Here is a 24,207-nt window from a genome sequence, read left to right as displayed (position 1 = left end):
CATGGCGGCGCTGATTTATCTGCACGGATTCAACAGCTCACCGCAGTCGGCTAAAGCGACGCAGTTACAGCAGTGGTGTCAGGCGCAGCATCCGCACATTGAGGTGCTGGTGCCGCAGTTGCCGACTTTTCCCGCTGAGGCTGCCGCGCTGCTGGAAGAGATGGTGATGCAGTATGCCGGGGAACCGCTCGGGCTGGTGGGGTCATCGCTCGGTGGCTATTTTGCCACCTGGCTGTCGCAGTGTTTCATGCTGCCGGCGGTGGTGGTGAATCCGGCGGTGCGGCCGTTTGAACTGCTGGTGGATTATCTGGGTGAAAACCGGAATCCCTACACCGGCCAGCAATATGTGTTAGAGTCTCGCCACATTTACGATCTGAAAGTGATGCAGATTGACCCTCTGGAAGCGCCCGATCTACTCTGGCTGCTGCAACAAACCGGCGATGAAGTGCTCGACTATCGCCAGGCGCTGGATTACTACAGCGCGTGCCGTCAGACGGTAGAAGAGGGCGGCAATCATGCCTATATCGGATTCGAACGCCATTTTGCGCAGATGATTGATTTTCTGGGACTGAATACTCCCTGATGCTGCGGGATGGGCCCATTTTCCTATTGCTAATCAGACTGTTACGATGAGCCAATCTAGCTATAATGCTGACGCCATTGAGGTTTTAACCGGCCTCGAACCGGTACGTCGCCGTCCGGGCATGTACACCGATACCACACGCCCTAACCATCTGGGCCAGGAAGTGATCGATAACAGCGTCGATGAGGCGCTGGCCGGTCACGCCAAACGCGTGGAAGTCATCCTGCACGCCGATCAGTCGCTGGAAGTGATCGATGATGGCCGTGGTATGCCCGTCGATATCCACCCGGAAGAGGGCGTGCCAGCGGTCGAACTGATTCTCTGTCGCCTGCACGCCGGCGGTAAATTCTCCAACAAAAACTACCAGTTCTCCGGCGGCCTGCACGGCGTGGGGATTTCGGTGGTGAACGCCCTGTCGAAGCGTGTGGAAGTCACGGTGCGTCGCAACGGTGAGATTTACCAGATCGCCTTCGAAAACGGCGATAAAGTGCAGGATCTGGCGGTGATTGGTACGGTAGGCAAACGTAACACCGGCACCAGCGTTCACTTCTGGCCAGACGAAAGCTTCTTCGACAGCCCGCGCTTCTCGGTCTCCCGCCTCAAGCATCTGCTGAAAGCCAAAGCGGTGCTGTGCCCGGGCGTTGAAATTGTCTTTAAAGACAAGGTGAACGATACCGAGCAAACCTGGCTGTATCAGGATGGCCTGACGGATTACCTGAGCGAAGCGGTGAACGGCCTGCCAACGCTGCCGGAAAAACCGTTTGTCGGCAGCTTTGCCGGTGATGTGGAGGCGGTCGACTGGGCGCTGCTGTGGCTGCCGGAGGGCGGAGAGCTGCTGACCGAAAGCTACGTCAACCTGATCCCAACCATGCAGGGCGGAACGCACGTTAACGGCCTGCGTCAGGGCTTGCTCGACGCGATGCGCGAATTCTGTGAATACCGCAATATTCTGCCGCGCGGCGTGAAGCTGTCGGCGGAGGATATCTGGGATCGCTGCGCCTACGTGCTGTCGGTTAAAATGCAGGATCCGCAGTTTGCCGGACAGACCAAAGAGCGTCTCTCCTCACGCCAGTGCGCGGCGTTTGTCTCAGCGGTAGTGAAAGATGCCTTCAGCCTGTGGCTCAACCAGAACGTGCAGGCTGCCGAAATGCTGGCCGAGCTGGCGATCTCCAGCGCACAGCGTCGTATGCGCGCGGCGAAAAAGGTGGTGCGTAAAAAGCTGACCAGCGGACCGGCGCTGCCGGGCAAGCTGGCCGACTGTACCGCGCAGGATCTGAGTAAAACCGAGCTGTTCCTGGTGGAAGGGGATTCTGCGGGCGGCTCCGCCAAGCAGGCGCGCGACCGCGAATATCAGGCGATCATGCCGCTGAAAGGCAAGATCCTCAACACCTGGGAAGTGTCGTCGGACGAAGTGCTGGCGTCGCAGGAAGTGCACGATATTTCGGTGGCGATCGGTATCGATCCGGACAGTGAAGATCTCAGCCAGCTGCGCTACGGCAAAATCTGTATCCTCGCGGATGCCGACTCCGACGGCCTGCACATTGCCACGCTGCTGTGCGCGCTGTTTGTGAGGCACTTCCGCTCGCTGGTGCAGCAGGGCCACGTCTATGTGGCGATGCCGCCGCTGTACCGCATCGACCTCGGTAAAGAGGTGTATTACGCGCTTGATGAAGACGAAAAAGAGGGTGTGCTGGAGCAGCTGAAGCGGAAAAAAGGCAAGCCGAACGTGCAGCGCTTTAAAGGTCTGGGTGAGATGAACCCGCTGCAGCTGCGCGAAACCACGCTCGATCCTAACACCCGTCGTCTGGTGCAACTGACGGTCGACGAAGAAGACGTCGAGCAGACGTTACGGATGATGGACATGCTGCTGGCGAAGAAACGCTCGGAAGACCGCCGCAACTGGCTACAGGAAAAAGGCGACCTCGCCGACCTCGAAGTGTGATGCAAACGGGACGCTGCGGCGTCCCTTTTTTATGCCTGCAACCGTGCCATCGCTGCCCGTCCCGAACTGTCCCATCGCCGCATGCCCGTTAATAAAAACCGCGCTGTGCGCAGCACAACCAGGCCGCCTGCTGACCCGGGTCAGCGATAATCCCTGCGTTTTGCTGCATTGTGGTATCCTGCCGCTGCTGAACGTGGAGCAATCTACCTCAGCAGCCGTGAGAACGAGGCTAAGGCCGGTCTCGAAGTAGCAATGCGCTGAGGTAGGAAGAGTGAAAATCACACTGGAAGAGTTACGCGCCTGGGTCGCGGTGGTGGACACCGGTTCGATTACCGCCGCAGCGGAACAGCTGGATCAAACCAGCTCCGGCATCAGCCGGGCGCTGAGCCGCCTCGAAAGCAAACTGCAAACCACGTTGCTGCACCGCACCACGCGTCGCCTGGCGCTGACCGAAGAGGGGCTGATTTTTCTCGATCACGCGCGGCAAATCCTCGCGTCGGTGGAGCAGGCCGAAGAGCATATCGCGCAGCGGCGCGACATTCCTTCCGGACGGTTGCGCGTCAACGCCAATACGCCATTTACCCTGCATGTTATCGTGCCGCTGGTTGCCGAATTTTGCGCGCGCTATCCGCAAATTCAGCTGGAGCTGAACACCGATGACATTGTTATCGACCTGCTTGAGCAGCAAACCGATATCGCTATTCGCATTGGTGAACTGCGCGATTCGACGCTGCGCGCCCGCGTGCTGGGCAGCAGCGCGATTCGCCTGCTGGCCAGTCCGGCCTATCTGGAAAAAGCCGGCGCGCCACAGAGCGTGGAAGATCTGCTGACGCACCAGCTGCTGGGATTCAGCCAGCTGGACGCGCACAATGTCTGGCCGGTATGGCAGCGTGAAGGCGAGTTTTTGCGCATCAAACCCACGCTGTGCGCGTCGAGCGGCGAAACCCTGCGCCAGCTGGCGCTGGCCGGCCAGGGCATTGTGCGGCTATCGGATTTTGTCAGCCGCGAGGATCGCGCCAGCGGCCGGCTGGTGCAGGTGCTGGAAAATGACACGCGCGAACTGCGCCTGCCGATTCACGCGGTGTACTATCGCAACCAGTCGCTCAGTTCCCGCATCACCTGTTTTCTGGATTTTTTACGGGAAAAAATTCAGGAAAATCATCTGTTATAGTCCTGTTCTGTTTGAATAACCTTTCCTGTTATGTTCTGCCCTCATCGATAAAAACGCTTTAATTCAATCGGTTAATGATTTAGCTATCTTTCGGCCGCCCATTTAAGAATTTTTTCCTAACGGGACATTTCTTATGTCTCGGATTTATCTCTTTCCGGATTATGTCGCAACTTTGAGCCCACCCGTGGGCAGAGCCAGGGAGATTGCGGCGCTTGCCTGCAAACGCGCAGTCAAAATTAATCGACGGAAGGAAGAATCATGAACGTTTCACCCGTAAGTGTGGCGGTTATCGATAAGAAAACCATAACCAAAGCGGAAGTGCTGCGCGCCGGTAAAGACGGCAAAGCAGTGAAGATTCAGGCAATTACCAACGGTAAATATCTGCTGACGCAGAACCAGGACGGCACCGCGCCTGAAAACATCACCGTTAAACGCGCAGGGAAAAACCTGCTGGTGATGCTGGAAGGCTCAGACGCCAGCAAGCCGGATCTGATTATCGAAGATTTCTTCGCTAAATCCGGCACCTTAGTGGGTAAAGCGGAAGACGGCGAAATGCACGCTTACGTCGCGACGGACGGCAATGCCGACCACGAAGCGGCCGCGCTGGCCGACGGCGAAACCACAGCGCTGGCGCTGGGTGAAGGCAGCGTTGATGATAATTCCGGCTACGCACTGGCCAGCGGCTTTGAATGGTCGCCGGCGCTGATTGCACTGGGTGGCCTGGCGGCTATCGCGGCAGCGGCAGGCCTCGGCTATGTCGCGGCGAAACACCACTACGACAATAACGACGGCAGCCACAGCGGCAAAGGTGAAGGCGGCGGTGGCAGCGGCGGCGGCGATATCAGCAAGCCCACGATCAGCGATGTGATTGATGATATCGGCGACGTAACCGGTTCGGTAGCAAACGGCGGCCGCACCGACGACACCATGCCTACCTTCAACGGCACCGGTACGCCGGGCAATACCATTGAAATATGGGATGGTGAGACGCTGCTGGGTGAAGTGCTGGTGGATGACGAGGGTAACTGGACCTTTACGCCGGAAAAACCGCTGGCTGCAGGCAATCACAGCATCGTTACCGCCGAGCGTAACGCCGATGGCGTGGTGGGTGAAGAGAGCGATCCGTGGGAATTCATCATCGATCTGACGGCGCCAGCCAAAGGCACTATTGGCAGCGTGATGGACGATATGCAGGATCCGCCGGTGCTGATCGAAAAAGGCGGCGTGACGAAAGACAATACGCCAACGCTGACCGGTAAAGCTGAAGCGGGCTCGACGGTAGAAATCTGGAACGATGGCGTGAAGCTGGGCACCGCAAAGGTGGACGCCGAGGGTAACTGGACCTTTACGGCTCCGGCGCTACAGGATGGGCGACACGAGCTGAGCATCGTGGTGGTCGATCAGGTGGGTAACAAATCACTGCCATCCGATCCGTTCATCGTTGATGTGGACACCGTGGCGCCGGAAAATCCGGGCATCGGTGTGATTAAAGACAGCGAAGGTAATCCGCTGGAAGACGGTTCCACCACAAAAGATCTGCGTCCGACGCTGGAAGGTACCGGTGAAGATGGCGATATCGTGGTCATTATCGACAACGGCAAGCCCATTGGTTCGGTGATTGTAGAAGACGGCAAGTGGACCTTCACGCCAGAAAACAATCTGAAACCGGGCGAGCACGAGCTGGAAATCGTGGTGCGCGATCCGGCCGGTAACGAATCGCCGGCCTCAGAAAAGGTCACGATTGGGTTTGAAGGCGACACGCAAGAGCCGGGCGATCCTGATCCTGTCGACGGCCTGCCCGATCCGGACGTTCCGGTTTCTGGCATGATTGAGCATATCTTTAAAGACAACAACGACGCCGGCGTGCGTACGCCAATCGAAAACGGCGGCGCGATGAACGATCCGAGCATCATTGTGGCCGGTAAAGGCGTGCCGGGCGAACTGGTAACCATCTACATTGTCGGTCTCGAGAACAGCTACAGCTTCACTACCACGATTGGGGCTGACGGCAAATGGGAGCTGACGACGCCGGATCTGGCGGATGATGTTTATCAACTGCGCGGCGTGTTCTCCAGCGATGGCGAAGTGACCGGCAAAACGGACATTTATGAAGTGGAAGTCGACACCATTCCACCGCCGCCGCCGGAGATTAATGCGCTTGAGCTGGCCGGTCTTGATATTTCCGCTCTGCTTTCGCTGGACAATCATGAGCTGTTCAATGAGGCCGACGATCAGCCGCAACCGATTAATGCGGAATTACTGCAGCTTAATAACGATGCGTTTAATGACTGGAATAATCAGGAAAGCCAGAGTGGTGTGATAGCTGAAAATAATTCCCAATCAGATGCGCTGTTCTTACAGAACGAAATCGAACAATTCTAATTTATCTGGAGCATACAGGTGCAATTTTTTGCACCTGTGAAACTTAAATGAAAATTGCAAAAAAATTACTTTTAGCTTCACTGGTGTGTACGCCAGTATTAACGACTTTTTCAACCCAGGCGCAAAATTCATTTGGTGCCGCATGGCGTAGTTTATCGCCGGTATCGGCAGAGCAGGCGCGGGTGGTTTATTATCGTCCGGCTTCATTAACCGGGGAAAAACCGGCGAATATTTATGTCGACGGTGAATTCCATACGTCGTTACTGGCCGGTGGCTATACGGTGTTTTGTGTTGCGCCGGGAACGCATTCGCTGGGCAGTTATGTCAACGACGCGCCAGATTATCAGGGTAAACGCGCGCAATCGTGGACTGATAAACTGGCTGCCGGTAAAACCTACTACATTCGCGCTAACCTCGATGACAGCGGTCGTCCGCTGGTGGTCAGCCAGCAGCAGGCACAGCAGGAATTACTGAGCACCAAACGTCAGGCTCATCTGCTGTCGCGCGCATCGTCGGTGCAGCGCTGTCAGGAAGGAACGACTGAAGCTTATGATAACTATGCGTTTTCATCTGACCTGCTGTTCCGTTTCGGCAGCGCCAACAGCAACGACATCTCCGCACAGGGGCGCGAAGCACTCAGCAGTTTTGCCAGCATGCTGAAAAAGGAAAATGCTGCTCAACGCCACATCATCGTCACCGGCTTTACCGATCCGATTGGCAGCGACAGCAGCAATATGGCGCTGGGCCAGCGTCGCGCTGAGGCGGTGAAAGCACTGCTGATTGCTCAGGGAATAAATGCGGCCAATATCACCGCGCAGAGCATGGGTGAGTCTCAGGTTGATACTAACTGTTCAGGCAGCCTGCAGGAGCAGAAAGCATGCTATGCCAGCGAGCGCCGGGTTATTATCAGTGTAGAAAATAAGTGATCTGATTTAATTACTTTAGCAACGCATTCTCACATCTCATATTGATGAGGTGTGAGGCGTTGTGCCTCGATAAAGTTATTAATGGTTCATATAACTTAATCGATTAAGACGTTTCTCGTATTGTCTTCAGGCATAAGAAGCGAAATTAAGCCTGTATTCGGCTGGAAATCCCGAAACATTATTTAACGCAAAAGGAATACACATCATGGCTAATATTACAGCAGCAGAGAGCGCGAGCGTTATCTCGACCAAAGATCAGTTTTATAAATGGATTGATAAAGAAGTAAGAGGTGCCAACGGCGGAAAGCTGGAGATTACAATCGATGGTGAAGTGCACATGGTTGATATCAGCGAGGACGGTAAATGGTCATTCGACCCGAAAACCAGCTGGTTAGACGGCACCCATGTCATTCAGCTGGTATCGATTGATAAAGCGACTAACCCGAGCCCACCGCGTATCTTCATTCTTGATATGGATACGACGCCTCCGGCAAAACCGGAAATCTGGCGCGTGATTGATGACGCTGCGGCGGAAGATCACTACCTGACGCCGGCTGAAGCCACCAGCGATAAAACGCCGGCGCTGTCTGGTGTGGCAGAGCCTGGCACCATTGTTACCCTGTACGATAACGGTAAAGAGATCGGTTCAGTGGTAGCAGACAAAATGGGCGCATGGAGCATCACGCCGGAGCTGGCAGACGGCGAGCACCAACTGACCGTGATGGCGAAGGATACAGTTGGTCATGAAAGCCCGATCTCTGATGCTTTCAACCTGACGATTGCTGACGGTGTGGTCACTCAGGCGGTGAACGAAGCCGTATCTGTAACGCCAGCAGAATCAACCACTATGGACGCGGATCCGTTTCCGGGTAAAGCCATTAAAACCATCAATAAAAACATTATCTCGTTAAGTGCTGATAATGCTGAACCCAATGCATTAGTACAGATCGTTATTGATGATACAGTTTACACTACCCGTGCTGATGCCAGCGGCAAATGGCAGTTTGACTCGCCGGAAATGAAAGAGGGTTTGCACGTTGCTGGCATTCGTTATCTGGACCGTGCGGGTAGCTGGGGACCATCAACTCAGCTTATCCGCAATATCGACACCTCTGCACCAGAAGCGCCGCAGATTATGCGCGTGATCGATAATGAAGGCAGCGCGGATAGCTATCTGACGCCAGGCAACTACACCAATGACAAAACCCCAACTTTGTACGGTGTTGCTCAGCCGGACAGCCTGGTAAAAATCTACGATATTCGCTCCAACGTGATTGGCAGCGTAAAAGCCGGTGCCGATGGCCGCTGGAGCTTCACGCCGGAACTGACCACCGATGGCACCCACGTGTTTAGCGCCAGCTACACTGACCGCTTCGGCGCCGAGAGCCCGCGTTCTGACAACTTCGCGCTGACGCTGGATTCCTCTGTGCCGGGCACGCCATCACTCAGCGAGGTGTTGGATAATGAAGGACGCGTTACCGGTCCGCTGAAGTCAGGTGACATCACCGATGACAAAACCCCAACCCTGTCGGGTAAAGCAGATGCTGGCGTGATTGTGCGCGTATGGGACGGCGACAAACTGATCGGTTCTACCAAGGCGGACAATCGCGGTGAGTGGAAACTGGACGTTGAGCTGGGTGAAGGTGAGCACTCGCTGGTTGTGGATTCCATCAGCAAAGGCGGCACCGTTTCTGAGAAAACCGATCCGTTCAAACTGGTTATCGACAGCAATATCCTGCCGGCACCGGTAGTGGATGAGATGGTCGCCAACAACGGTGATGAAGAGCGCGTGCTGCAGCCAGGCGATTCAACTAACGACACCACGCCAGTGCTGCGCGGTGAAGGCAACGACGGCGACATCATTTACGTGATTGTTGACGGCGAAAAAGAGCCGGTGGCTTCAACTGTCGTTAAAGATGGTAAATGGGAAATTGAATTACCAGAGCTGGCAGAAGGTTCACACGATATTGAACTGATCGCTAAAGATCCATCCACCGGCAAAGAGTCACCGACCTCAGATCCAATCAACGTTATTATCGATATTACGCCTCCGGATCAGCCGCAACCACCAACGATTGTCGATAACGAAGGTGATAACACCGGTCCGGTTGAACCAGGTAAGCCCATTGATGACAACCGTCCAGGTTTCGGCGGCGAAGGCGGTAACCCGGGCGACAAAGTGGAAGTCATCATTGATGACGGTAAAGGTAATCCGGTGGTGATTGGTACCGGTATCGTGGGCGAAGATGGCAAGTGGGAAGTGAAACCTGAGAACCCAATCGATGACGGTAACTATCAGGTTATCATCGAGATCACCGATCCGGCCGGCAACGAATCGCAGCCATCCGATCCTATCGATCTGATCATCGACACCAAAAAGCCAGGCTCAATGGAAGGCTCGTACATACTGGAGGATAACGTCGGTCCTATCCAGGGTGAGATCGAAAATGGCACGGTCACCGATGACAAACAGCCAACGCTGAAGGGCACGTCACCGGATCTGTCGCAGGTCATCATTTACATCGACGATCTGGAGCCGATCGTGGTTGACGTCGTAAACGGCGAGTGGAGCTATGAGCTGCCAGAACTGGGCGAGGGCAACCATAAAGTTGAAGTACAGCCAGTGAGCCAGTCCGGTGTGAAAGGCGATAAAGAAGCCGCCATCAACTTTGACGTTGATACCACTAAGCCGGTGCCAGTAGAAGGCGGCGACAAGGCTAACTTCGAAGGCGTCTTCGCTGATAAAACCGGCACTGAAATTCCTGTACGGCCGGACACCAACGATGACACGCTGATCTTCAGAGGTAAGGGCTCAGAAGACGGTACTATCGTGATGATTTGGGGCGACGAAGCGCGTACCCAGCTGATCGGTTCTACCGTGGTAGAAAACGGCGTGTGGCGCTATGAGTCAGACAAACTGGCAGAAGGCGATTATGCCTTTAACGTCACGGTTCGCGATGCAGCCGGAAACGAACTGGTCATCGACCATACCGTTAAGACCAACGTCGACGTCACCCCGCCGCCGCCGCCAGAGATCAACTCGATCTTCGCTGCGGGTGCCACGGATGTAGAAGGGCTGATGAGCATGTCGCTGAACGACATCATGACGCAGGGTCAGGATTCACTGTTCATCGACAACGGCAAGTCACAGCTGGTAGTGAACGCTAAACAGGGCGAGGCGCTGACGCTGGAAGACATCCTGCCAGCCGGTGAAGATGCCAGCTCCTGGCAGCAGGCGACCGGTACCGTCACCGTCGGCGGCACCGAGTACAACGTCTACAGCAACGGTGATGCGGAACTGCTGGTGCAGAACCTGCACAACGAACAGCACTGATCATTGATTAGCTGCTAAACAAAAGCCCCGGTCGCAAAACCGGGGCTTTTTTAATGCCTGTATCGGAGAAAATCAGGCGGTCGGTTCCAGCACCAGAATTTTCACGTCCACCACGTCATCTTTGATGGTGGCGCGGTGCGCATCCATGTGCGGCATCTGCTGATGCTGCTCCAGATGGCGCAGCGATTCCCACTGCTCAAGCATAAAGATCGAGTCTGGCGAGTTCTGCTTCCACGGCACCTGCGCCTGGTGATCGACCAGCGCATCGTACTGATGGCAACCCTCTTCTTCCAGCACGACAGGGATCAGTTTATTAATCGCCTCCAGTACCTGCTGACGGCGGCCCGGCTTAACGCAAATTTCTGCAACCACAGTTAACATAACGCTTCCTTCTGTTTTTTCCCGGTGTGCTTACAGTTAAGCAAAGATCTGGCTGAGATGAGTCCGATAACGTGCGATATCACGCGGCACGTCCGGCTGTTTAATCACGTCGTTACAGATAAAGGTCGGCAGACTTTCCATACCGAGGAACTGATTGGCTTTATGGAAGTGCAGGTACAGGCCATCCACGCCGACGCCTTCAAAGAACTGGTCGGGATCGGTAAAGGCTTCCAGCGGCGCGTTCCAGGTCAGCGACAGCATGTATTTTTTGCCCTGAATCAGGCCACCGGAACCGTATTTTTTGCTGGCATCGCTGCGCGAACGGCCATCGCTGGCGTACAACGCACCGTGGCCCAGAGTAAACACCTCATCGATGTACTTTTTCACCGTCCACGGCTCGCCCATCCACCAGCCCGGCATCTGATAAATCACCACGTCGCTGTCGAGATATTTCTGCACTTCGTCTGCCACGTTGTAGTCGCTATCGGCAACGGTCACCTGAACCTCATGGCCCAGATCGCGCAGCTGGCTGGCCGCCACCTCGGTCAGGGTATGGTTCAGTTCGCCTTTGGAATGGGCAAAGGTCTTGCCGCCGTCAATAATCAAAATCTTGCTCATGGATAATTCGCTCCGTTTCTCGTAGATGCCGCCCACTCTACGCGCGCGCGCGGGGCAAAAAAATGCGTGATTGATCACAAGACTTTTGCTCTTAAAGCAATAATGCCGTCACTTATGCAACAATCCGCACGCAAACCAACATCCACTTAAAAAGAACACACCATGAAAACTGTGATACTGAGTGCTTTACTTCTGATGGCCGGCGCGGCTCAGGCGCAATCCCACCTTGATGAAGTTCGCCAGAGCAAAATCCTGAAGGTCTGCACCACCGGCGATTACAAGCCTTACACCTTTTTGCACAGCGACGGCCAGTATGAAGGGCTGGATATCAGCATGGCGCAGTCGCTGGCCGCCAGCCTCGGCGCAAAGGTGCAGTGGGTACCAACCACGTGGAAAACCCTGAGCGAGGATTTCGTGGCGAAGCAGTGTGATATCGCGCTGGGCGGTGTCTCCGTGACGCTTAAGCGCCAGCAGATCGCCTGGTTCGCCCAGCCGCTGGGCGTCGATGGCAAGATTCCGCTGGTGCGCTGCGCGGATAAAGCGAAGTACCAGACGGTTGAGCAGATCAACCAGCCGCAGGTGCGGGTAATCGAGCCGGCCGGTGGCACCAACGAAGCGTTTGTGCACAGTCATCTGCCGCAGGCCAGCCTGCAACTGGCGGAGAATACCGGCATTTTCCAGCAGCTGATGAATAACAAAGCCGACGTAATGATTACCGATGCTTCCGAAGCGCTGTTCCAGCAGCAGCACTATCCGTCGCTGTGTGCCATCAATCCGCAACAGCCGATGCAGTATGGCGAGAAGGCTTACATGATCCCGCGTGATGATATGAGCTGGAAGCTGTATGTCGATCAGTGGCTGCACCTCAGCACTGCCACCGGCGAATATGCGCAGATCGCCAGACAGTGGCTGGGCGTAGTGAAGTAATCGTTAGCGATAAAGGGTATTACGACAGGCGTTACCGTCCCGTAGCGGCGCAATTTATTGCGCAATCAGCAGCAGTGCGGCGGGTGAATACGTGTGATAAATCGCGCCGCTACGGCATGTGCAACTGACATCCTGCACTTGCGTAGCGGCCCTATTTATTATTTTGAAATCAACGATACAACCCGGCTTTACCTAGCCCGCCAAACAGATTCATCTTGTAGCGAATCACCGCTTTCGCGGCGGCGATGGCGTCCGGATAAATCACATTCGGATCCCACCAGCTCTCCCGCGCGAGGATCTCGCGCAGTCTGGCGAAATAGGCGAACTTCATGTCGCTGGAGATATTGATCTTGCCCACGCCCAGCGTCACCGCCTCGGCAATCTCCGCGTCCGGATTGGCCGAACCGCCGTGCAGCACCAGCGGAATATCTACGCGTTGAGAGATATCCTTCAGAATGTGCATCTGCAGCTCCGGTTTCATATCTTTGGGATAGATACCGTGCGCGGTGCCAATCGCCACCGCCAGCGTATCGACGCCGGTGCGCTGCACAAAATCTTCCGCCTGCGCCGGTTCGGTGTAGATCACCTTGCTCACGCCGCCTTCCACCGTGGTGCCGGTATCGCCGATGGTGCCGAGCTCGCCTTCCACCGACACGCCCACCGCGTGCGCCAGCTTCACCACCTCTTTGGTCAGCGCCACATTCTCTTCGTACGGCAGCAGCGAGCCGTCAATCATCACCGAGGTAAAGCCGCACTGAATAGCGCGCAGCACCTGCGCAATCGAAGCGCCGTGATCGAGGTGAATAGTAAACGGCACGCGGCTTTTTAAGGTGCGCTCGCGCACGTAGCCAAAAAATTCATCAGTGACAAATTCCAGTTCGCTCGGATGGATAGAAATAATGGCGGGCGTATTAGTGGCTTCGGCTTCTTCCACCACGGCCCGGATAAAGCAGCTGTCAGCGACGTTAAATGCGCCGATGGCGAAGCGATGTTCACGGGTCGGGGCCAGCATCTCTTTCATTGAAATCAACATGTTTATGTTTCCTTAGCGTGAGTTTTACCAGAGCCGGCGCACGCGCCGACCCGATGAGGGATAAAAAGAAACCGGTGGAGATTGCGCTGCGATCGGGGCGTCAGTAGCGGTTTGCCGACCCTGACCAGCTCAGATATTCAATAACCACTTCGCGACAGGCGGATTCCATCAGCGCCAGCACATCTGCCAGCTCGGCCTGCGGATGCTGGCGCAGCGCCTGCTGCACCGCGTGCTTACCGGCGTCGAACACCGCAGCGCCGACGTTGATCTTGGCGACGCCACAGGCGCTGACGCGGCGTATATCCTCCGCCGGGGTGCCCGAGCCGCCGTGCAGCGCCAGCGGCCGCGTCGTCACCGCGTGCAGCTGCTGCAGTCGCTCGAAGTCGATCTTCGGCTTTACGCCCGGCGGATAAAGCCCGTGCGCGGTACCGACCGAAATCGCCAGCAGATCGATGCCGGTCTGCTCAATAAACGGCAGCACGTCTTCTACCCGCGTCATTTTCACGGCGGCATCGGCCAGTTCATATGTGGGCGCATCGGCGATATGCCCCAGCTCGCCTTCAACGCACACGCCAGCGGTATGCGCCATCTTTACTACCGCTGCGGTCTGACGAATATTGTCCGCCAGCGGTTCGGCCGATGCGTCAATCATCAGCCCGGTAAAGCCGGCGCGAAACGCCTGACCAATCAGCGGAAAAGCTTTGCCGTGGTCGAGCGCCAGCGCTACCGGCACTGCGGCCTGAGCGGCCAGCGCCTGTACCAGCGGCGCCGCCACCGCCGGCGGAAAATGCGCGCTGTGTCCCTGATACACGTTGAGGATCAGCGGCGCGCGCTGCTGTTCCGCCGCCTGAATCGCCGCGCGGGCGGTTTCGAGGTTGAAGCAGTTGATCGCCAGCACCGCGTACTTGTGCTGGTAGGCGTCCTGAATCAGGTCATTCATCATGGCAAACATGCGGGCTCCTTATTCCAGAGTGAATTTGATCTCTTCATCGCGGACGCCGGGTGCTTCCACGTCATCGAACTCTTCATCCTGCTGCGTGACCGGTTTTTTCATCACCGACAGCATCACGCCGCACACCACGGTGCCAATGCCGAGCGCCAGGCAGAACAGCCACGGTTTGGTGAACAGCGGCACCACGAACATGCCACCGTGCGGCACCGGCGCTTCCACGCCCCACACCATAATCAGTCCGCCGGCCAGCGCTGAGGCCACCACGCAGCTGGCCACCACGCGCAGCAGGTCGCGTGCCGCAATCGGAATCACACCTTCGGTAATCATGCAGATGCCCATCGGGAAGGCGGCTTTCAGCGCCTCTTTCTCTGCTTTGGTGTATTTGTGGCGCGTCAGCAGATAAGAGAGGGTGATGCCGAACGGCGGAATGATGGAGCCGACAAATTTCACCGCTTCCGGACCGTAAATGCCGTCGACCAGCATGCCGTCGGCGAACAGCGACATGGTTTTATTGATCGGCCCGCCAAAGTCGAAGGTGGCCATCGCGCCGAGGATGGCGCCCATCACGAATTTGGAGCCGCCCTGCATGGACTCCAGCAGATGAATCAGCGTCTTTTGCAGCCAGACGATCGGCTGGCCGATAAAGGTCATCATCAGCAGCCCGGCGATGATGGTGCTGAGCAGCGGCAGTACCATGATCGGCATTAGCCCCTGCATCGACTGCGGCAGCCTGATCACCCGGCGTAGCAGCAGCACGATATAGCCGACGAGGAAACCGCCCAGAATCCCGCCGATAAAGCCGGTGCCGATCTGGCCACAGATAAAGCCGACGATCAGGCCAGGCGCAAAGCCGGGACGATCGGCAATTGAGTAGGCGATGGCGGCGCTGATCAGCGGCACAATCAGCCCCATGCCCCAGCCGCCGATCTGGTTCAGCATCCACGCAATGCTGCCGGTCTGCTTGCCGACGTCCGGCCCGCCAATCACCTGGCCGAGCGCAATGCAGATGCCGGCGGCGACGATCAGCGGGATCATCCATGAGATGCCGGTAAGCAGGTGGCCTTTGATCTCCTGGCCGTACTGACGTTTGTGATCGCTCATGATCGATCTCCTCAGGCGCGCGCCAGTGAATCCGCCACTTTTTCGAGGAATTTCACCGGTGACTTGATCACCACTTCGGTTTTCACTCGCACGATGGGTTTGCCCTGAAAGCGCTCTTCGCCGTTGATCTTGACGTCAACCGCGAGGATCACCACGTCAGCGGCGTCAATCTGCTCACGCGTCAGCGGCGTTTCAGTGCCGATGGTGCCCTGGGTTTCGACGTGGATGGTGTGGCCCAGCGCGTGAGCCCCCTTAATCAGTTTTTCGCGCGCAATGTAGGTATGCGCGATGCCTGCGGTGCAGGCCGCTACACAGACGATATTCATGTGGCACCTCAAGGTGTTGGGTGTTAACAGAGGTCGGTTTCGGCGTACTGACTAAACAGCCGGATGATATTGCCGGGGTCATTCTCCGCCAGCAGTCGGGCTATCACCTCATCATCGGCCAGCGCGCTGGCCACCTGCGACAACAGGCGAATATGGGTGGTGTTCTGATCTTCCAGCCGCACGGCGAACAGGATGATGCAGCGCACCTGGCTGCCATCCAGCGTTTCCCACGGAATGTCCTGCTGGGTGCGGCCGATGGCGAGCGTAGTTTGTTTAACCGCCGACGATTTGCCGTGCGGAATCGCGATATGGTTTTCGAAGCCGGTCGAGCCTTCCGCTTCACGCAGCCAGACATCGGCAATAAACGCGGCGCGATCGCTGATGGCGCCGTCGCTCACCAGCAGATCGGTGAGTTCGTTGATCGCCTCTTCTTTACTGGTGGCGCTGAGCGCCAGGTTAACGCGGCGCGGCGTCAGAATGCGGGAAATGTCCATGGTTGCTCCTCATTCAATCAGTGTGCGGCCAACGCGCAGGGCGTGCCGTTGGGCAGCTGGCTGCCAATCATGGCGTCAGTGACCCGCCGGATATCGTCATCATTAAAAAAAGCGCTGACATACACGGCCGGAATGGCACCGGCGTCGAGGTGGATGGTGGTGATCACCAAATCCACCGCGTGGTGCTGACAAAACGCCGCCTGATTGCTGGCTGACACCACGCCAGCAATTTCCCAGTCCGGAAAGGCGCGTAATATGCGGCTCTTCAGCAGGTGCGAGGTGCCCACGCCGCTGGAGCACACCACCAGGATGCGTTTGTGGGCGATCTGCCGCTCCAGTGCCGCCTGGAAATGGACGCACAGATAACCAATCTCATCCTCAGCCACCGGCGACAGAGCGTAGGTGCGCGCGGTCAGTTGCATTGCCTGCTGAGTCAGAGAAAATATCTCTTTCATATCCTGTTTAATATCATCCAGCAGCGGATTGCGAATATGAATATGATATTTAAGCCGGTTTAATAATGGCTTTATATGCACCAGTAAACCGTCAAATAATAAACGGTCCTGAGATAAATCCTGCTGAATAAACGCCGAGAAACGATCAATTAATTCGCAGGTTATTTTAACCGACTCGGCAGTGGAAAATTGATTATGCAGCGTCACCTGATCGCCACGCTCTTCCACCACAATGCCGGAGGAGACGATATATTGATAAATAAAACCGACTTCATCGGCCGGCAACGCACAGCCGATGCGCTGCTCAATGCGCACTACCATCTGCCGGGCAATGGTGAGAATCGACTGATCCAGATCGTGCGCGGTGGTGAGAATGTCCAGCGCCAGCGTGTTGCCCTGCGCCATGCGGTGCATCATGATCAGGATGTGCGTGCACAGATTGAGATACCAGGCATCGCCCAGCGGATAACTCAGCTGCTGCTCCATCTGTTGCAGCAGCGTCTGCACAAAAGCCACATCCTCTTCGCCAAAATAGTGCACCAGCGCCTGCTGGCTGCCGGGATCGAGCCGCGGCAGCAGCGGCGTACCGGCGACCTGTTGCTGTATCACATCGTTGATCAGCGACACCATCGCCTGACGCAGCGCCTGCTCATGGCCCTCTATGTGCGTGCCGCCCGGGCCGCGCTGCAGCGTTAACCCCAGCGGCTGCAGCCACTCTTCAATCACTTTCAGGTCGTTCACAATCGAGGCGTGGCTGATAAAGTAGCGCTCGGACAGCTTGCTGATTGACGTGGCGCGCGGCGCATCGCTCAGGAGCTGGGAGGCGATTTTTATCCGCCGGCTGTTATGGCTGAGCGCGTCGCCGGCCTCATCGCCGTTCAGCTGCTGCTCCAGCTGCAAACGCTGCTGCATATCCTCAACCCGCAGCCGCACGCCGCGGCCAGGGGTTTTCTCCAGCGTCAGCGCCCAGTTGCTGAGCCAGCTCTCCAGCCACTGCAGGTCGCGCTGAATGGTCTTCCCGGAGACGCCGAGCTGTAACGCCAGCTGACCAATCGGCTGCGGCGCCGCCTGTTGCAACAGCAATTTCACTAACCGGTGTTGTCGCGAAGTCAGTATTTGCATTCGGTCACCCTTTATTTTGGTAAAACCTAATGGGATTTTTCCTTGTGGCATTTATTTCATTGCCAGCAAGCCGTCGCGAAAAAGGTGTGTCGTATGGAGTATGAATTTAGAAAAGGATGGCGGCAGCAACAATACTAAATGTTGTCCCGTCAGGCGGACAGCATTAATACACCGCGTTGACGGGAAATTAAATGCGAGTCTGCTCACACAATAATGCGCTAAATAAGTGTGATGATGCTCTCAATCCTTTTTATTTTTTCAACCGGCGTCACGTTATTTAAAGCCGGGAGATTCTTTCTGTCCTCAACGGCTTCCCTGTGACTAAATCCCGCGAATAAGGTACTATCCTCGCCAAATGACCGCCGGATGACCCGCCGTTGCGGGCCACGAAGTGAGGATGCCAGCTTAATGAGTGAAATGACACAGGATGGCGCAGAGCGTCTTGCCCTGCACAAGTTTACTGAAAACGCGTACCTGAACTACTCCATGTACGTGATCATGGACCGTGCGCTGCCGTACATCGGTGACGGTCTCAAGCCGGTGCAGCGCCGCATTGTTTATGCCATGTCCGAGCTGGGGCTTAACGCCAGCGCAAAATTCAAGAAATCGGCGCGTACCGTGGGTGACGTGCTGGGTAAATACCATCCGCACGGCGACAGCGCCTGCTATGAAGCCATGGTGCTGATGGCGCAGCCGTTCTCCTACCGTTATCCGCTGGTGGATGGTCAGGGCAACTGGGGTGCGCCGGACGATCCGAAATCCTTTGCCGCGATGCGTTACACAGAATCGCGCCTGTCGAAATATGCCGAAGTGCTGCTCAGCGAGCTGGGGCAGGGCACGGTGGATTACATCCCGAACTTCGACGGCACGCTGCAGGAGCCGAAAATGCTGCCGGCGCGCCTGCCGAACATCCTGCTCAACGGCACCACCGGCATCGCCGTGGGTATGGCGACCGACATTCCGCCGCACAACCTGCGCGAAGTGGCCGAAGCCGCGGTGCGCCTGATCGACAAACCCAACACCACGCTGGATGAGCTGCTGGAGATCGTGCAGGGGCCGGACTTCCCGACCGAAGCCGAGATCATCACGCCACGCGACGAGATCCGCAAGATCTACCAGAACGGCCGTGGTTCAATCCGCCAGCGTGCGGTGTGGAAAAAAGAGGATGGCGAGGTGGTGATCACCGCGCTGCCGCATCAGGTGTCGGGTGCGCGCGTGCTGGAGCAGATCGCCAGCCAGATGCGCAATAAAAAGCTGCCGATGGTGGAGGATCTGCGCGATGAATCGGATCACGAAAACCCGACGCGGCTGGTGATTGTGCCGCGCTCCAATCGGGTGGATCTCGATCAGGTAATGAACCACCTGTTTGCCACTACCGATCTGGAGAAGAGCTACCGCGTTAACCTCAACATGATCGGGCTGGATAACCGTCCGGCGGTGAAAAACCTGCTGGAGATCCTTTCGGAATGGCTGGTGTACCGCCGCGATACCGTGACACGCCGTCTCAATCATCGCCTGGAACGCGTGCTGCGTCGTCTGCATATCCTCGAAGGTTTGCTGGTGGCGTTCCTCAATATTGATGAGGTGATTCACATCATCCGCAGCGAGGATGAGCCGAAGCCGGTGCTGATGTCGCGCTTTGACATCAGCGAAACCCAGGCCGAAGCGATTCTGGAGCTGAAACTGCGCCATCTCGCCAAACTGGAAGAGATGAAGATTCGCGGTGAACAGGCCGAGCTGGAAAAAGAGCGCGATCAGCTGCAGGCGATCCTCGCCTCTGATCGCAAAATGAGTAACCTGCTGAAGAAAGAACTGCTGGCCGATAGCCAGACCTACGGCGACGATCGCCGCTCGCCGCTGCATGAACGTGAAGAAGCGAAAGCGCTGAGCGAGAACGAGCTGGTGAGCGCTGAGCCGGTCACCATTGTGCTGTCGCAGATGGGCTGGGTGCGCAGCGCCAAAGGTCACGATATCGATCCGGCGGGATTAAGCTACAAAGCGGGTGACAGCTACCGTGCCGCCGCGCGCGGCAAGAGCAACCAGCCGGTGGCGTTTATTGACTCCACCGGCCGCAGCTATACGCTGGATCCGACCTCGCTGCCGTCGGCGCGCGGGCAGGGCGAGCCGCTCACCGGTAAGCTGACGCCACCGCCGGGCGCGGTGATTGAGCAGGTGCTGATGGAAGCGGACGATCAGAAGCTGCTGATGGCCTCCGATGCCGGCTACGGCTTCATCTGTACCTTTGCCGATCTGGTGTCGCGCAACCGCGCCGGTAAAGCGCTGCTGACGCTGCCGGAAAACGCCAAAGTGATGACGCCGCTGGCGGTGCACTCTGGCGACGACATGTTGCTGGCCATCACCCAGGCGGGGCGGATGCTGATGTTCCCGGTGGCCGATCTGCCCCAGATGTCGAAAGGCAAGGGCAACAAAATTATCTCGATTCCGTCCGCGGACGCCGCCGCGGGCGTGGACAAGCTGCAGTGGCTGCTGATTCTGCCGCCGGGCAGTTCCATCACTATCTATGTCGGCAAGCGTAAGCTGATCATGCGTGATGAAGATCTGCAGAAAGTGCGTGCTGAGCGCGGCCGTCGCGGTAGCGTATCGCGCGGACTGCAGCGGATCGATAGCGTGGAAGTGAATGCGCCAGCGCGGCCAAAAAGTGACGCGAATAGCGAAGAGTAAGACTGAAAAGGCGAAGGACTGCCACATTTGAGGAAGCTATGTTACTAATTTTACGCACGTTGATCGTTGTGATTTATTCGATTCTGGTTTGTGTGTTTGGCAGCATCTGGTGTCTGTTTTCACCGCGTAATCCGCGCCACGTGGCGACCTTTGGTCACATGTTTGGTCGTCTGTCGACGGTGTTTGGCGTCAAAGTCGAACTGCGTAAACCGGCGAATGCCGAAAGCTACGGCAACGCGATTTACATCGCTAACCATCAGAACAACTACGACATGATCACCGCTGCCAATATCGTGCAGCCGACCACGGTCACGGTGGGCAAGAAAAGCCTGCTGTGGATCCCGTTCTTCGGCCAGCTTTACTGGCTGACCGGTAACCTGCTGATCGACCGCGATAACCGCGCCAAAGCGCACGGCACCATCGGCGAGCTGGTGGCGCAGTTCAAAAAGAAGAAAATTTCCTTCTGGATGTTCCCGGAAGGGACGCGCAGTCGCGGACGCGGTCTGCTGCCGTTCAAGACCGGTGCGTTCCATGCGGCGGTGGCGGCGGGCGTGCCGATCATCCCGGTGGTGGTCTCTAACACCCACGGCAAAATCAAACTGAATCGCTGGAACAATGGCTTAGTGATCGTGGAAATGCTGCCGCCAGTGGATACCACGCAGTTTGAAACCACGTCGGTACGTAAACTGGCGACCCACTGCCGTGAATTAATGTCTGCTAAGCTGGAAGAGTTGAACGCTGAAGTCGCCGAACGCGAAAAAAACGGTAAAATCTAGCCGGCAAAAAATGGCTCACCCGCAGCGCGCAATGGCTCGATCTGTCGGGTGCATTGATTTGCTGCGGATCCCGCCATTTGTAGGATGCGCATTCATGCGCACCGGGCCCCGCCGCTTGTAGGGTGCGCATTCATGCGCACCGGGTCCCGGATGCGCATTGACCTGACCCGGACACACAGCCGCGCCAGTCGGGCGCTTCACAACACGATTAAAAATAACAACATGGACACGGCGTCTTCACGCCACGCTCAAAAGGTCTGAAGTTTTATGTCTTGCAGCAGACGTCAGTTTATTCAGCTTTCTGCCGGTATGGCGCTGGCTTCCAGCGTTATGCCTTACGCCGCCCGCGCCGCCGCGCCACTGGGCGATGTGCCTTTGCCGGTGCCGCCGCTGATCGAATCACGCCGCGGTCAGCCGCTGTTCCTTACGCTGCAGCGCAGCCACTGGTCCTTCAACGGCAACAGCAACAAAGTGCCGGTATGGGGCATTAACGGCCTGTACCTTGGCCCGACGGTGCGCGTTTACAGCGGCGATGATGTCAAACTGATCTACAGCAACCGCCTAAATGAACCGGTGGCGATGACAGTCAGCGGTTTGCAGGTGCCGGGCGCGCTGATGGGCGGTGCGCCGCGCATGATGTCCGCTGGCGTAGACTGGGCACCGGTGCTGCCGATTCGTCAGGGCGCAGCCACGCTGTGGTATCACGCCAACACGCCGAATCGCATGGCGCCGCACGTCTATAACGGCCTGGCAGGCATGTGGCTGATCGAAGATGACATCAGCAAAGCGCTGCCGCTGCCGAAGCATTACGGCGTCGATGATTTTCCGCTGATTATTCAGGACAAGCGCCTCGATAACTTTGCCACGCCGGTTTATAACCCACCGTCGGACGGCGGGTTTCTCGGCGATACGCTGCTGGTTAACGGCGTGCAAAACCCGTATGTCGAAGTGTCGCGCGGCTGGGTGCGTTTGCGCCTGCTGAATGCGGCCAATGCACGCCGTTTCGATCTCAGCTTTAGCGACAACCGGCCGTTTACGGTGATCGCCAGCGATCAGGGCTTCCTGCCCGCGCCGGTAGCGGTGCAAACGCTGTCGCTCGCGCCGGGTGAACGTCGCGAAGTGCTGGTGGACATGTCGCAGGGCGATGAAGTGTCGATCACCGCAGGCACGGCGGCAGGCATTATGGATCGTCTGCGCGGGCTGTTTGAGCCCTCATCGATTCTGACCAATACGCTGGTGCTAACGCTGCGTCCAACCGGCCTGCTGCCGCTGGTGACCGACAACCTGCCGATGCGCCTGCTGGCGGATCAGATTCTCGATGGCGTGGCGGTGCGCACGCGTGAATTCCGCCTCGGCGACGGCACGCCGGGGATTAACGGTGTGCTGTGGGACATGAATCGCATCGATACGACGGTGCAGCAGGGCACCTTTGAGCGCTGGATCATTCACGCCGACCGACCGCAGTCGCTGCATATTCAGGGCGTGATGTTCCTGATTAAGAGCGTCAACGGCGCGCAGTCGATGGGAGAAGATCGCGGCTGGAAAGATACGGTCTGGGTGGACGGCGATGTCGAACTGCTGGTGAGTTTCCCGCAGAGTTCGTCAGAGCATTTCCCGTTTGTCTATTATAGCCAGACGCTGGAGCTCGCCGATCGCGGCACGGCAGGGCAGATGGTGGTGAATCCGGTCGGGTGAGGTGCGTTTCTTTTCCCTCACCCTAACCCGCGCGGGAGAGAACCGGGGACGAGGAGCGTTGCTGTTCCCTCACCCTAACCCTCTCCCGCCAGCGGGAGAGGGGACCGTTTTGTGCAATATTCCCCACTGGCACACCGCTTCAGATTTGCGCGGACACCTCCCTCTCCCGCATGCGGGAGAGGGCCGGGGTGAGGGGGACTTGGTTGCACAGTATTACACACTGGCATACCGCTTTAGATTTGCGCGGACAACTCCCTCTCCCGCGTGCGGGAGAGGGCCGGGGTGAGGGTGCCTGGTCGCACAGTGTTACCCACTGGCACACCGCTTCAGATTTGCGCGGACATCTCCCTCTCCCGCGTGCGGGAGAGGGCCGGGGTGAGGGGGCAAACCGCACCACTCATCCACGACACCCTCGTCACACGTCACCCATTAAACTCTTCCGGATCCGGTCCCAGCCGCTTGCCTTTATCCAGCTTCGCGATCTCGCTCACTTCTGACTTATCCAGCCGGAAATCAAACACCTGGAAGTTCTCCTGAATGCGCGCCGGCGTCACCGATTTCGGAATCACTACCAGGCCGCTGTCCAGATGCCAGCGAATCACAATCTGCGCCGGCGTCTTACTGTACTTCTTCGCCAGCTCGCGAATGATCTCCTGATCAAACACGCCTTCGCCGCCCTGCGCCAGCGGGCTCCACGACTCGGTCTGAATCTGATGCAGCGCGTTCCATGCATGCAGCGTGCGTTGCTGCAGCATCGGATGCAGTTCAATCTGATTTACCACCGGCGACACGCCGGTTTCATCAATCAGCCGCTTGAGGTGCGCCTCATGGAAGTTACACACGCCGATACTTTTCGCCAGGCCCTGCTGCTGCAGTTCCACCATTTTCTTCCACGCATCCACGTAGTGATCTTTCTGCGGGCACGGCCAGTGCATCAGATAGAGATCCACTTGCTCCAGCTGCAGCTTCTTCAGGCTGGTCTCCATCGCCTGTTCAACATTCTGCTGGTCATCATTCCACAGTTTGGTGGTGATAAAGATCTCATCGCGCGCCACGTCGGTTTCCTGCAGCGCCTGGCCAATCGCCTCTTCATTTTTATACGCGGCGGCGGTATCGATGGAGCGATAACCGACCTTCAGCGCTTCCAGCACCGCATTGCGCGCTTCATCAATGCTGGCCTGCCAGACGCCAAGGCCGAGTTGCGGCATCATGTTGCCGTCGTGCAGTTTAATCCGGGGTTGCTCTGCCATAGTGACTCCTTTTCGGTTGCAGTGACTTACCGTAGAAACGATGTGCTTAAGTCTAGT

Annotated in this window: 19 protein-coding genes; 10 read left to right on the top strand and 9 right to left on the bottom strand. The window is 57.0% G+C overall.

What is annotated here, in order from left to right:
• Position 1 precedes the first annotated feature (1 nt).
• From yqiA to KOL70_RS21515, 6 genes are all read left to right on the top strand, one after another.
• Positions 2–583, top strand: coding sequence for an esterase YqiA (gene yqiA, locus KOL70_RS21540; protein ID WP_215481564.1), 582 nt, complete (start codon positions 2–4; stop codon positions 581–583).
• Positions 584–629: 46 nt separating this feature from the next.
• Positions 630–2,525: a DNA topoisomerase IV subunit B gene (gene parE / locus KOL70_RS21535; protein ID WP_211725064.1), complete on the top strand. Its 1,896-nt coding sequence runs from the start codon at positions 630–632 to the stop codon at positions 2,523–2,525.
• Positions 2,526–2,796: 271 nt separating this feature from the next.
• Positions 2,797–3,696, top strand: coding sequence for a LysR substrate-binding domain-containing protein (locus tag KOL70_RS21530; RefSeq protein ID WP_058776526.1), 900 nt, complete (start codon positions 2,797–2,799; stop codon positions 3,694–3,696).
• Between the two features lie 258 nt (positions 3,697–3,954).
• The gene (locus KOL70_RS21525) at positions 3,955–6,078 is read left to right on the top strand and encodes an Ig-like domain-containing protein (RefSeq protein WP_215481563.1); all 2,124 of its coding nucleotides are present in this window, start codon (positions 3,955–3,957) and stop codon (positions 6,076–6,078) included.
• A gap of 47 nt (positions 6,079–6,125) precedes the next feature.
• Complete coding sequence (locus KOL70_RS21520) at positions 6,126–7,004, top strand: OmpA family protein (RefSeq protein WP_216864150.1); 879 nt, start codon at positions 6,126–6,128, stop codon at positions 7,002–7,004.
• Positions 7,005–7,209: 205 nt separating this feature from the next.
• Complete coding sequence (locus tag KOL70_RS21515; RefSeq protein ID WP_215481562.1) at positions 7,210–10,338, top strand: Ig-like domain-containing protein; 3,129 nt, start codon at positions 7,210–7,212, stop codon at positions 10,336–10,338.
• A gap of 72 nt (positions 10,339–10,410) precedes the next feature.
• Here the strand turns inward: KOL70_RS21515 and KOL70_RS21510 are convergent, their stop codons facing one another.
• Positions 10,411–10,719, bottom strand: a complete 309-nt coding sequence (locus KOL70_RS21510) for a putative quinol monooxygenase (protein WP_021509602.1) — start codon at positions 10,717–10,719, stop codon at positions 10,411–10,413.
• A gap of 36 nt (positions 10,720–10,755) precedes the next feature.
• Positions 10,756–11,337 (bottom strand): NAD(P)H-dependent oxidoreductase, encoded by a 582-nt coding sequence (locus KOL70_RS21505; RefSeq protein WP_010618479.1) that lies wholly within the window; start codon positions 11,335–11,337, stop codon positions 10,756–10,758.
• A gap of 162 nt (positions 11,338–11,499) precedes the next feature.
• On the opposite strand from KOL70_RS21505, the gene KOL70_RS21500 reads away from it, so the two are divergent.
• Positions 11,500–12,264, top strand: coding sequence for a transporter substrate-binding domain-containing protein (locus tag KOL70_RS21500; protein ID WP_031280129.1), 765 nt, complete (start codon positions 11,500–11,502; stop codon positions 12,262–12,264).
• A 169-nt stretch (positions 12,265–12,433) separates the two neighbouring features.
• Here the strand turns inward: KOL70_RS21500 and KOL70_RS21495 are convergent, their stop codons facing one another.
• The 6 genes from KOL70_RS21495 to KOL70_RS21470 all read right to left on the bottom strand — a co-directional run bounded on the left by KOL70_RS21495 (position 12,434) and on the right by KOL70_RS21470 (position 17,747).
• Positions 12,434–13,297 carry a ketose-bisphosphate aldolase gene (locus KOL70_RS21495; protein WP_021509600.1) on the bottom strand — a complete coding sequence of 288 codons (864 nt, stop codon included), beginning with the start codon at positions 13,295–13,297 and terminating at the stop codon, positions 12,434–12,436.
• A 100-nt stretch (positions 13,298–13,397) separates the two neighbouring features.
• A complete protein-coding gene (locus tag KOL70_RS21490) occupies positions 13,398–14,249 on the bottom strand; it encodes a class II fructose-bisphosphate aldolase (protein WP_021509599.1) in 852 nt (283 codons plus the stop codon).
• A 9-nt stretch (positions 14,250–14,258) separates the two neighbouring features.
• Positions 14,259–15,350 carry a PTS fructose transporter subunit IIC gene (locus KOL70_RS21485; protein WP_021509598.1) on the bottom strand — a complete coding sequence of 364 codons (1,092 nt, stop codon included), beginning with the start codon at positions 15,348–15,350 and terminating at the stop codon, positions 14,259–14,261.
• Between the two features lie 11 nt (positions 15,351–15,361).
• A complete protein-coding gene (locus tag KOL70_RS21480) occupies positions 15,362–15,676 on the bottom strand; it encodes a PTS fructose transporter subunit IIB (RefSeq protein WP_021313325.1) in 315 nt (104 codons plus the stop codon).
• Between the two features lie 23 nt (positions 15,677–15,699).
• Positions 15,700–16,170: a PTS sugar transporter subunit IIA gene (locus KOL70_RS21475; protein ID WP_010618474.1), complete on the bottom strand. Its 471-nt coding sequence runs from the start codon at positions 16,168–16,170 to the stop codon at positions 15,700–15,702.
• 17 nt (positions 16,171–16,187) lie between these two features.
• Positions 16,188–17,747, bottom strand: coding sequence for a transcription antiterminator (locus tag KOL70_RS21470; RefSeq protein ID WP_031280128.1), 1,560 nt, complete (start codon positions 17,745–17,747; stop codon positions 16,188–16,190).
• A gap of 408 nt (positions 17,748–18,155) precedes the next feature.
• Between KOL70_RS21470 and parC the strand changes: the two genes are divergently transcribed.
• The 3 genes from parC (at position 18,156) to ftsP (ending at position 22,900) form a co-directional block, all read left to right on the top strand.
• Entirely contained in the window at positions 18,156–20,429 is a 2,274-nt protein-coding gene (gene parC, locus KOL70_RS21465) for a DNA topoisomerase IV subunit A (RefSeq protein WP_021509596.1), read from the top strand.
• 38 nt (positions 20,430–20,467) lie between these two features.
• Positions 20,468–21,205, top strand: coding sequence for a 1-acylglycerol-3-phosphate O-acyltransferase (locus KOL70_RS21460; RefSeq protein WP_215481561.1), 738 nt, complete (start codon positions 20,468–20,470; stop codon positions 21,203–21,205).
• 267 nt (positions 21,206–21,472) lie between these two features.
• Positions 21,473–22,900 (top strand): cell division protein FtsP, encoded by a 1,428-nt coding sequence (gene ftsP, locus KOL70_RS21455; protein WP_031280127.1) that lies wholly within the window; start codon positions 21,473–21,475, stop codon positions 22,898–22,900.
• A gap of 422 nt (positions 22,901–23,322) precedes the next feature.
• Here the strand turns inward: ftsP and dkgA are convergent, their stop codons facing one another.
• The gene (gene dkgA / locus KOL70_RS21450) at positions 23,323–24,150 is read right to left on the bottom strand and encodes a 2,5-didehydrogluconate reductase DkgA (protein ID WP_021509593.1); all 828 of its coding nucleotides are present in this window, start codon (positions 24,148–24,150) and stop codon (positions 23,323–23,325) included.
• Positions 24,151–24,207 lie beyond the last annotated feature (57 nt).

Origin of the sequence: Pantoea sp. B270, from assembly GCF_018726825.1 — a bacterium.
GTDB classification, from domain to species: domain Bacteria; phylum Pseudomonadota; class Gammaproteobacteria; order Enterobacterales; family Enterobacteriaceae; genus Pantoea; species Pantoea dispersa.
The sequence above is the reverse complement of the archived record's forward strand: the minus strand, read 5'-3'. Positions and strand labels throughout refer to the sequence as shown.

What these genes read in the sequence shown, in the direction of transcription:
- KOL70_RS21495 (WP_021509600.1), bottom strand. Translation starts at nt 13,297, where the DNA reads ATGTTGATTTCAATGAAAGAGATGCTGGCCCCGACCCGTGAACATCGC.
- parC (WP_021509596.1), top strand. Translation starts at nt 18,156, where the DNA reads ATGAGTGAAATGACACAGGATGGCGCAGAGCGTCTTGCCCTGCACAAG.
- KOL70_RS21505 (WP_010618479.1), bottom strand. Translation starts at nt 11,337, where the DNA reads ATGAGCAAGATTTTGATTATTGACGGCGGCAAGACCTTTGCCCATTCC.
- KOL70_RS21510 (WP_021509602.1), bottom strand. Translation starts at nt 10,719, where the DNA reads ATGTTAACTGTGGTTGCAGAAATTTGCGTTAAGCCGGGCCGCCGTCAG.
- KOL70_RS21500 (WP_031280129.1), top strand. Translation starts at nt 11,500, where the DNA reads ATGAAAACTGTGATACTGAGTGCTTTACTTCTGATGGCCGGCGCGGCT.
- parE (WP_211725064.1), top strand. Translation starts at nt 630, where the DNA reads ATGAGCCAATCTAGCTATAATGCTGACGCCATTGAGGTTTTAACCGGC.
- KOL70_RS21475 (WP_010618474.1), bottom strand. Translation starts at nt 16,170, where the DNA reads ATGGACATTTCCCGCATTCTGACGCCGCGCCGCGTTAACCTGGCGCTC.
- KOL70_RS21460 (WP_215481561.1), top strand. Translation starts at nt 20,468, where the DNA reads ATGTTACTAATTTTACGCACGTTGATCGTTGTGATTTATTCGATTCTG.
- KOL70_RS21520 (WP_216864150.1), top strand. Translation starts at nt 6,126, where the DNA reads ATGAAAATTGCAAAAAAATTACTTTTAGCTTCACTGGTGTGTACGCCA.
- KOL70_RS21525 (WP_215481563.1), top strand. Translation starts at nt 3,955, where the DNA reads ATGAACGTTTCACCCGTAAGTGTGGCGGTTATCGATAAGAAAACCATA.
- KOL70_RS21480 (WP_021313325.1), bottom strand. Translation starts at nt 15,676, where the DNA reads ATGAATATCGTCTGTGTAGCGGCCTGCACCGCAGGCATCGCGCATACC.
- ftsP (WP_031280127.1), top strand. Translation starts at nt 21,473, where the DNA reads ATGTCTTGCAGCAGACGTCAGTTTATTCAGCTTTCTGCCGGTATGGCG.
- KOL70_RS21470 (WP_031280128.1), bottom strand. Translation starts at nt 17,747, where the DNA reads ATGCAAATACTGACTTCGCGACAACACCGGTTAGTGAAATTGCTGTTG.
- KOL70_RS21490 (WP_021509599.1), bottom strand. Translation starts at nt 14,249, where the DNA reads ATGTTTGCCATGATGAATGACCTGATTCAGGACGCCTACCAGCACAAG.
- KOL70_RS21485 (WP_021509598.1), bottom strand. Translation starts at nt 15,350, where the DNA reads ATGAGCGATCACAAACGTCAGTACGGCCAGGAGATCAAAGGCCACCTG.
- KOL70_RS21515 (WP_215481562.1), top strand. Translation starts at nt 7,210, where the DNA reads ATGGCTAATATTACAGCAGCAGAGAGCGCGAGCGTTATCTCGACCAAA.
- yqiA (WP_215481564.1), top strand. Translation starts at nt 2, where the DNA reads ATGGCGGCGCTGATTTATCTGCACGGATTCAACAGCTCACCGCAGTCG.
- dkgA (WP_021509593.1), bottom strand. Translation starts at nt 24,150, where the DNA reads ATGGCAGAGCAACCCCGGATTAAACTGCACGACGGCAACATGATGCCG.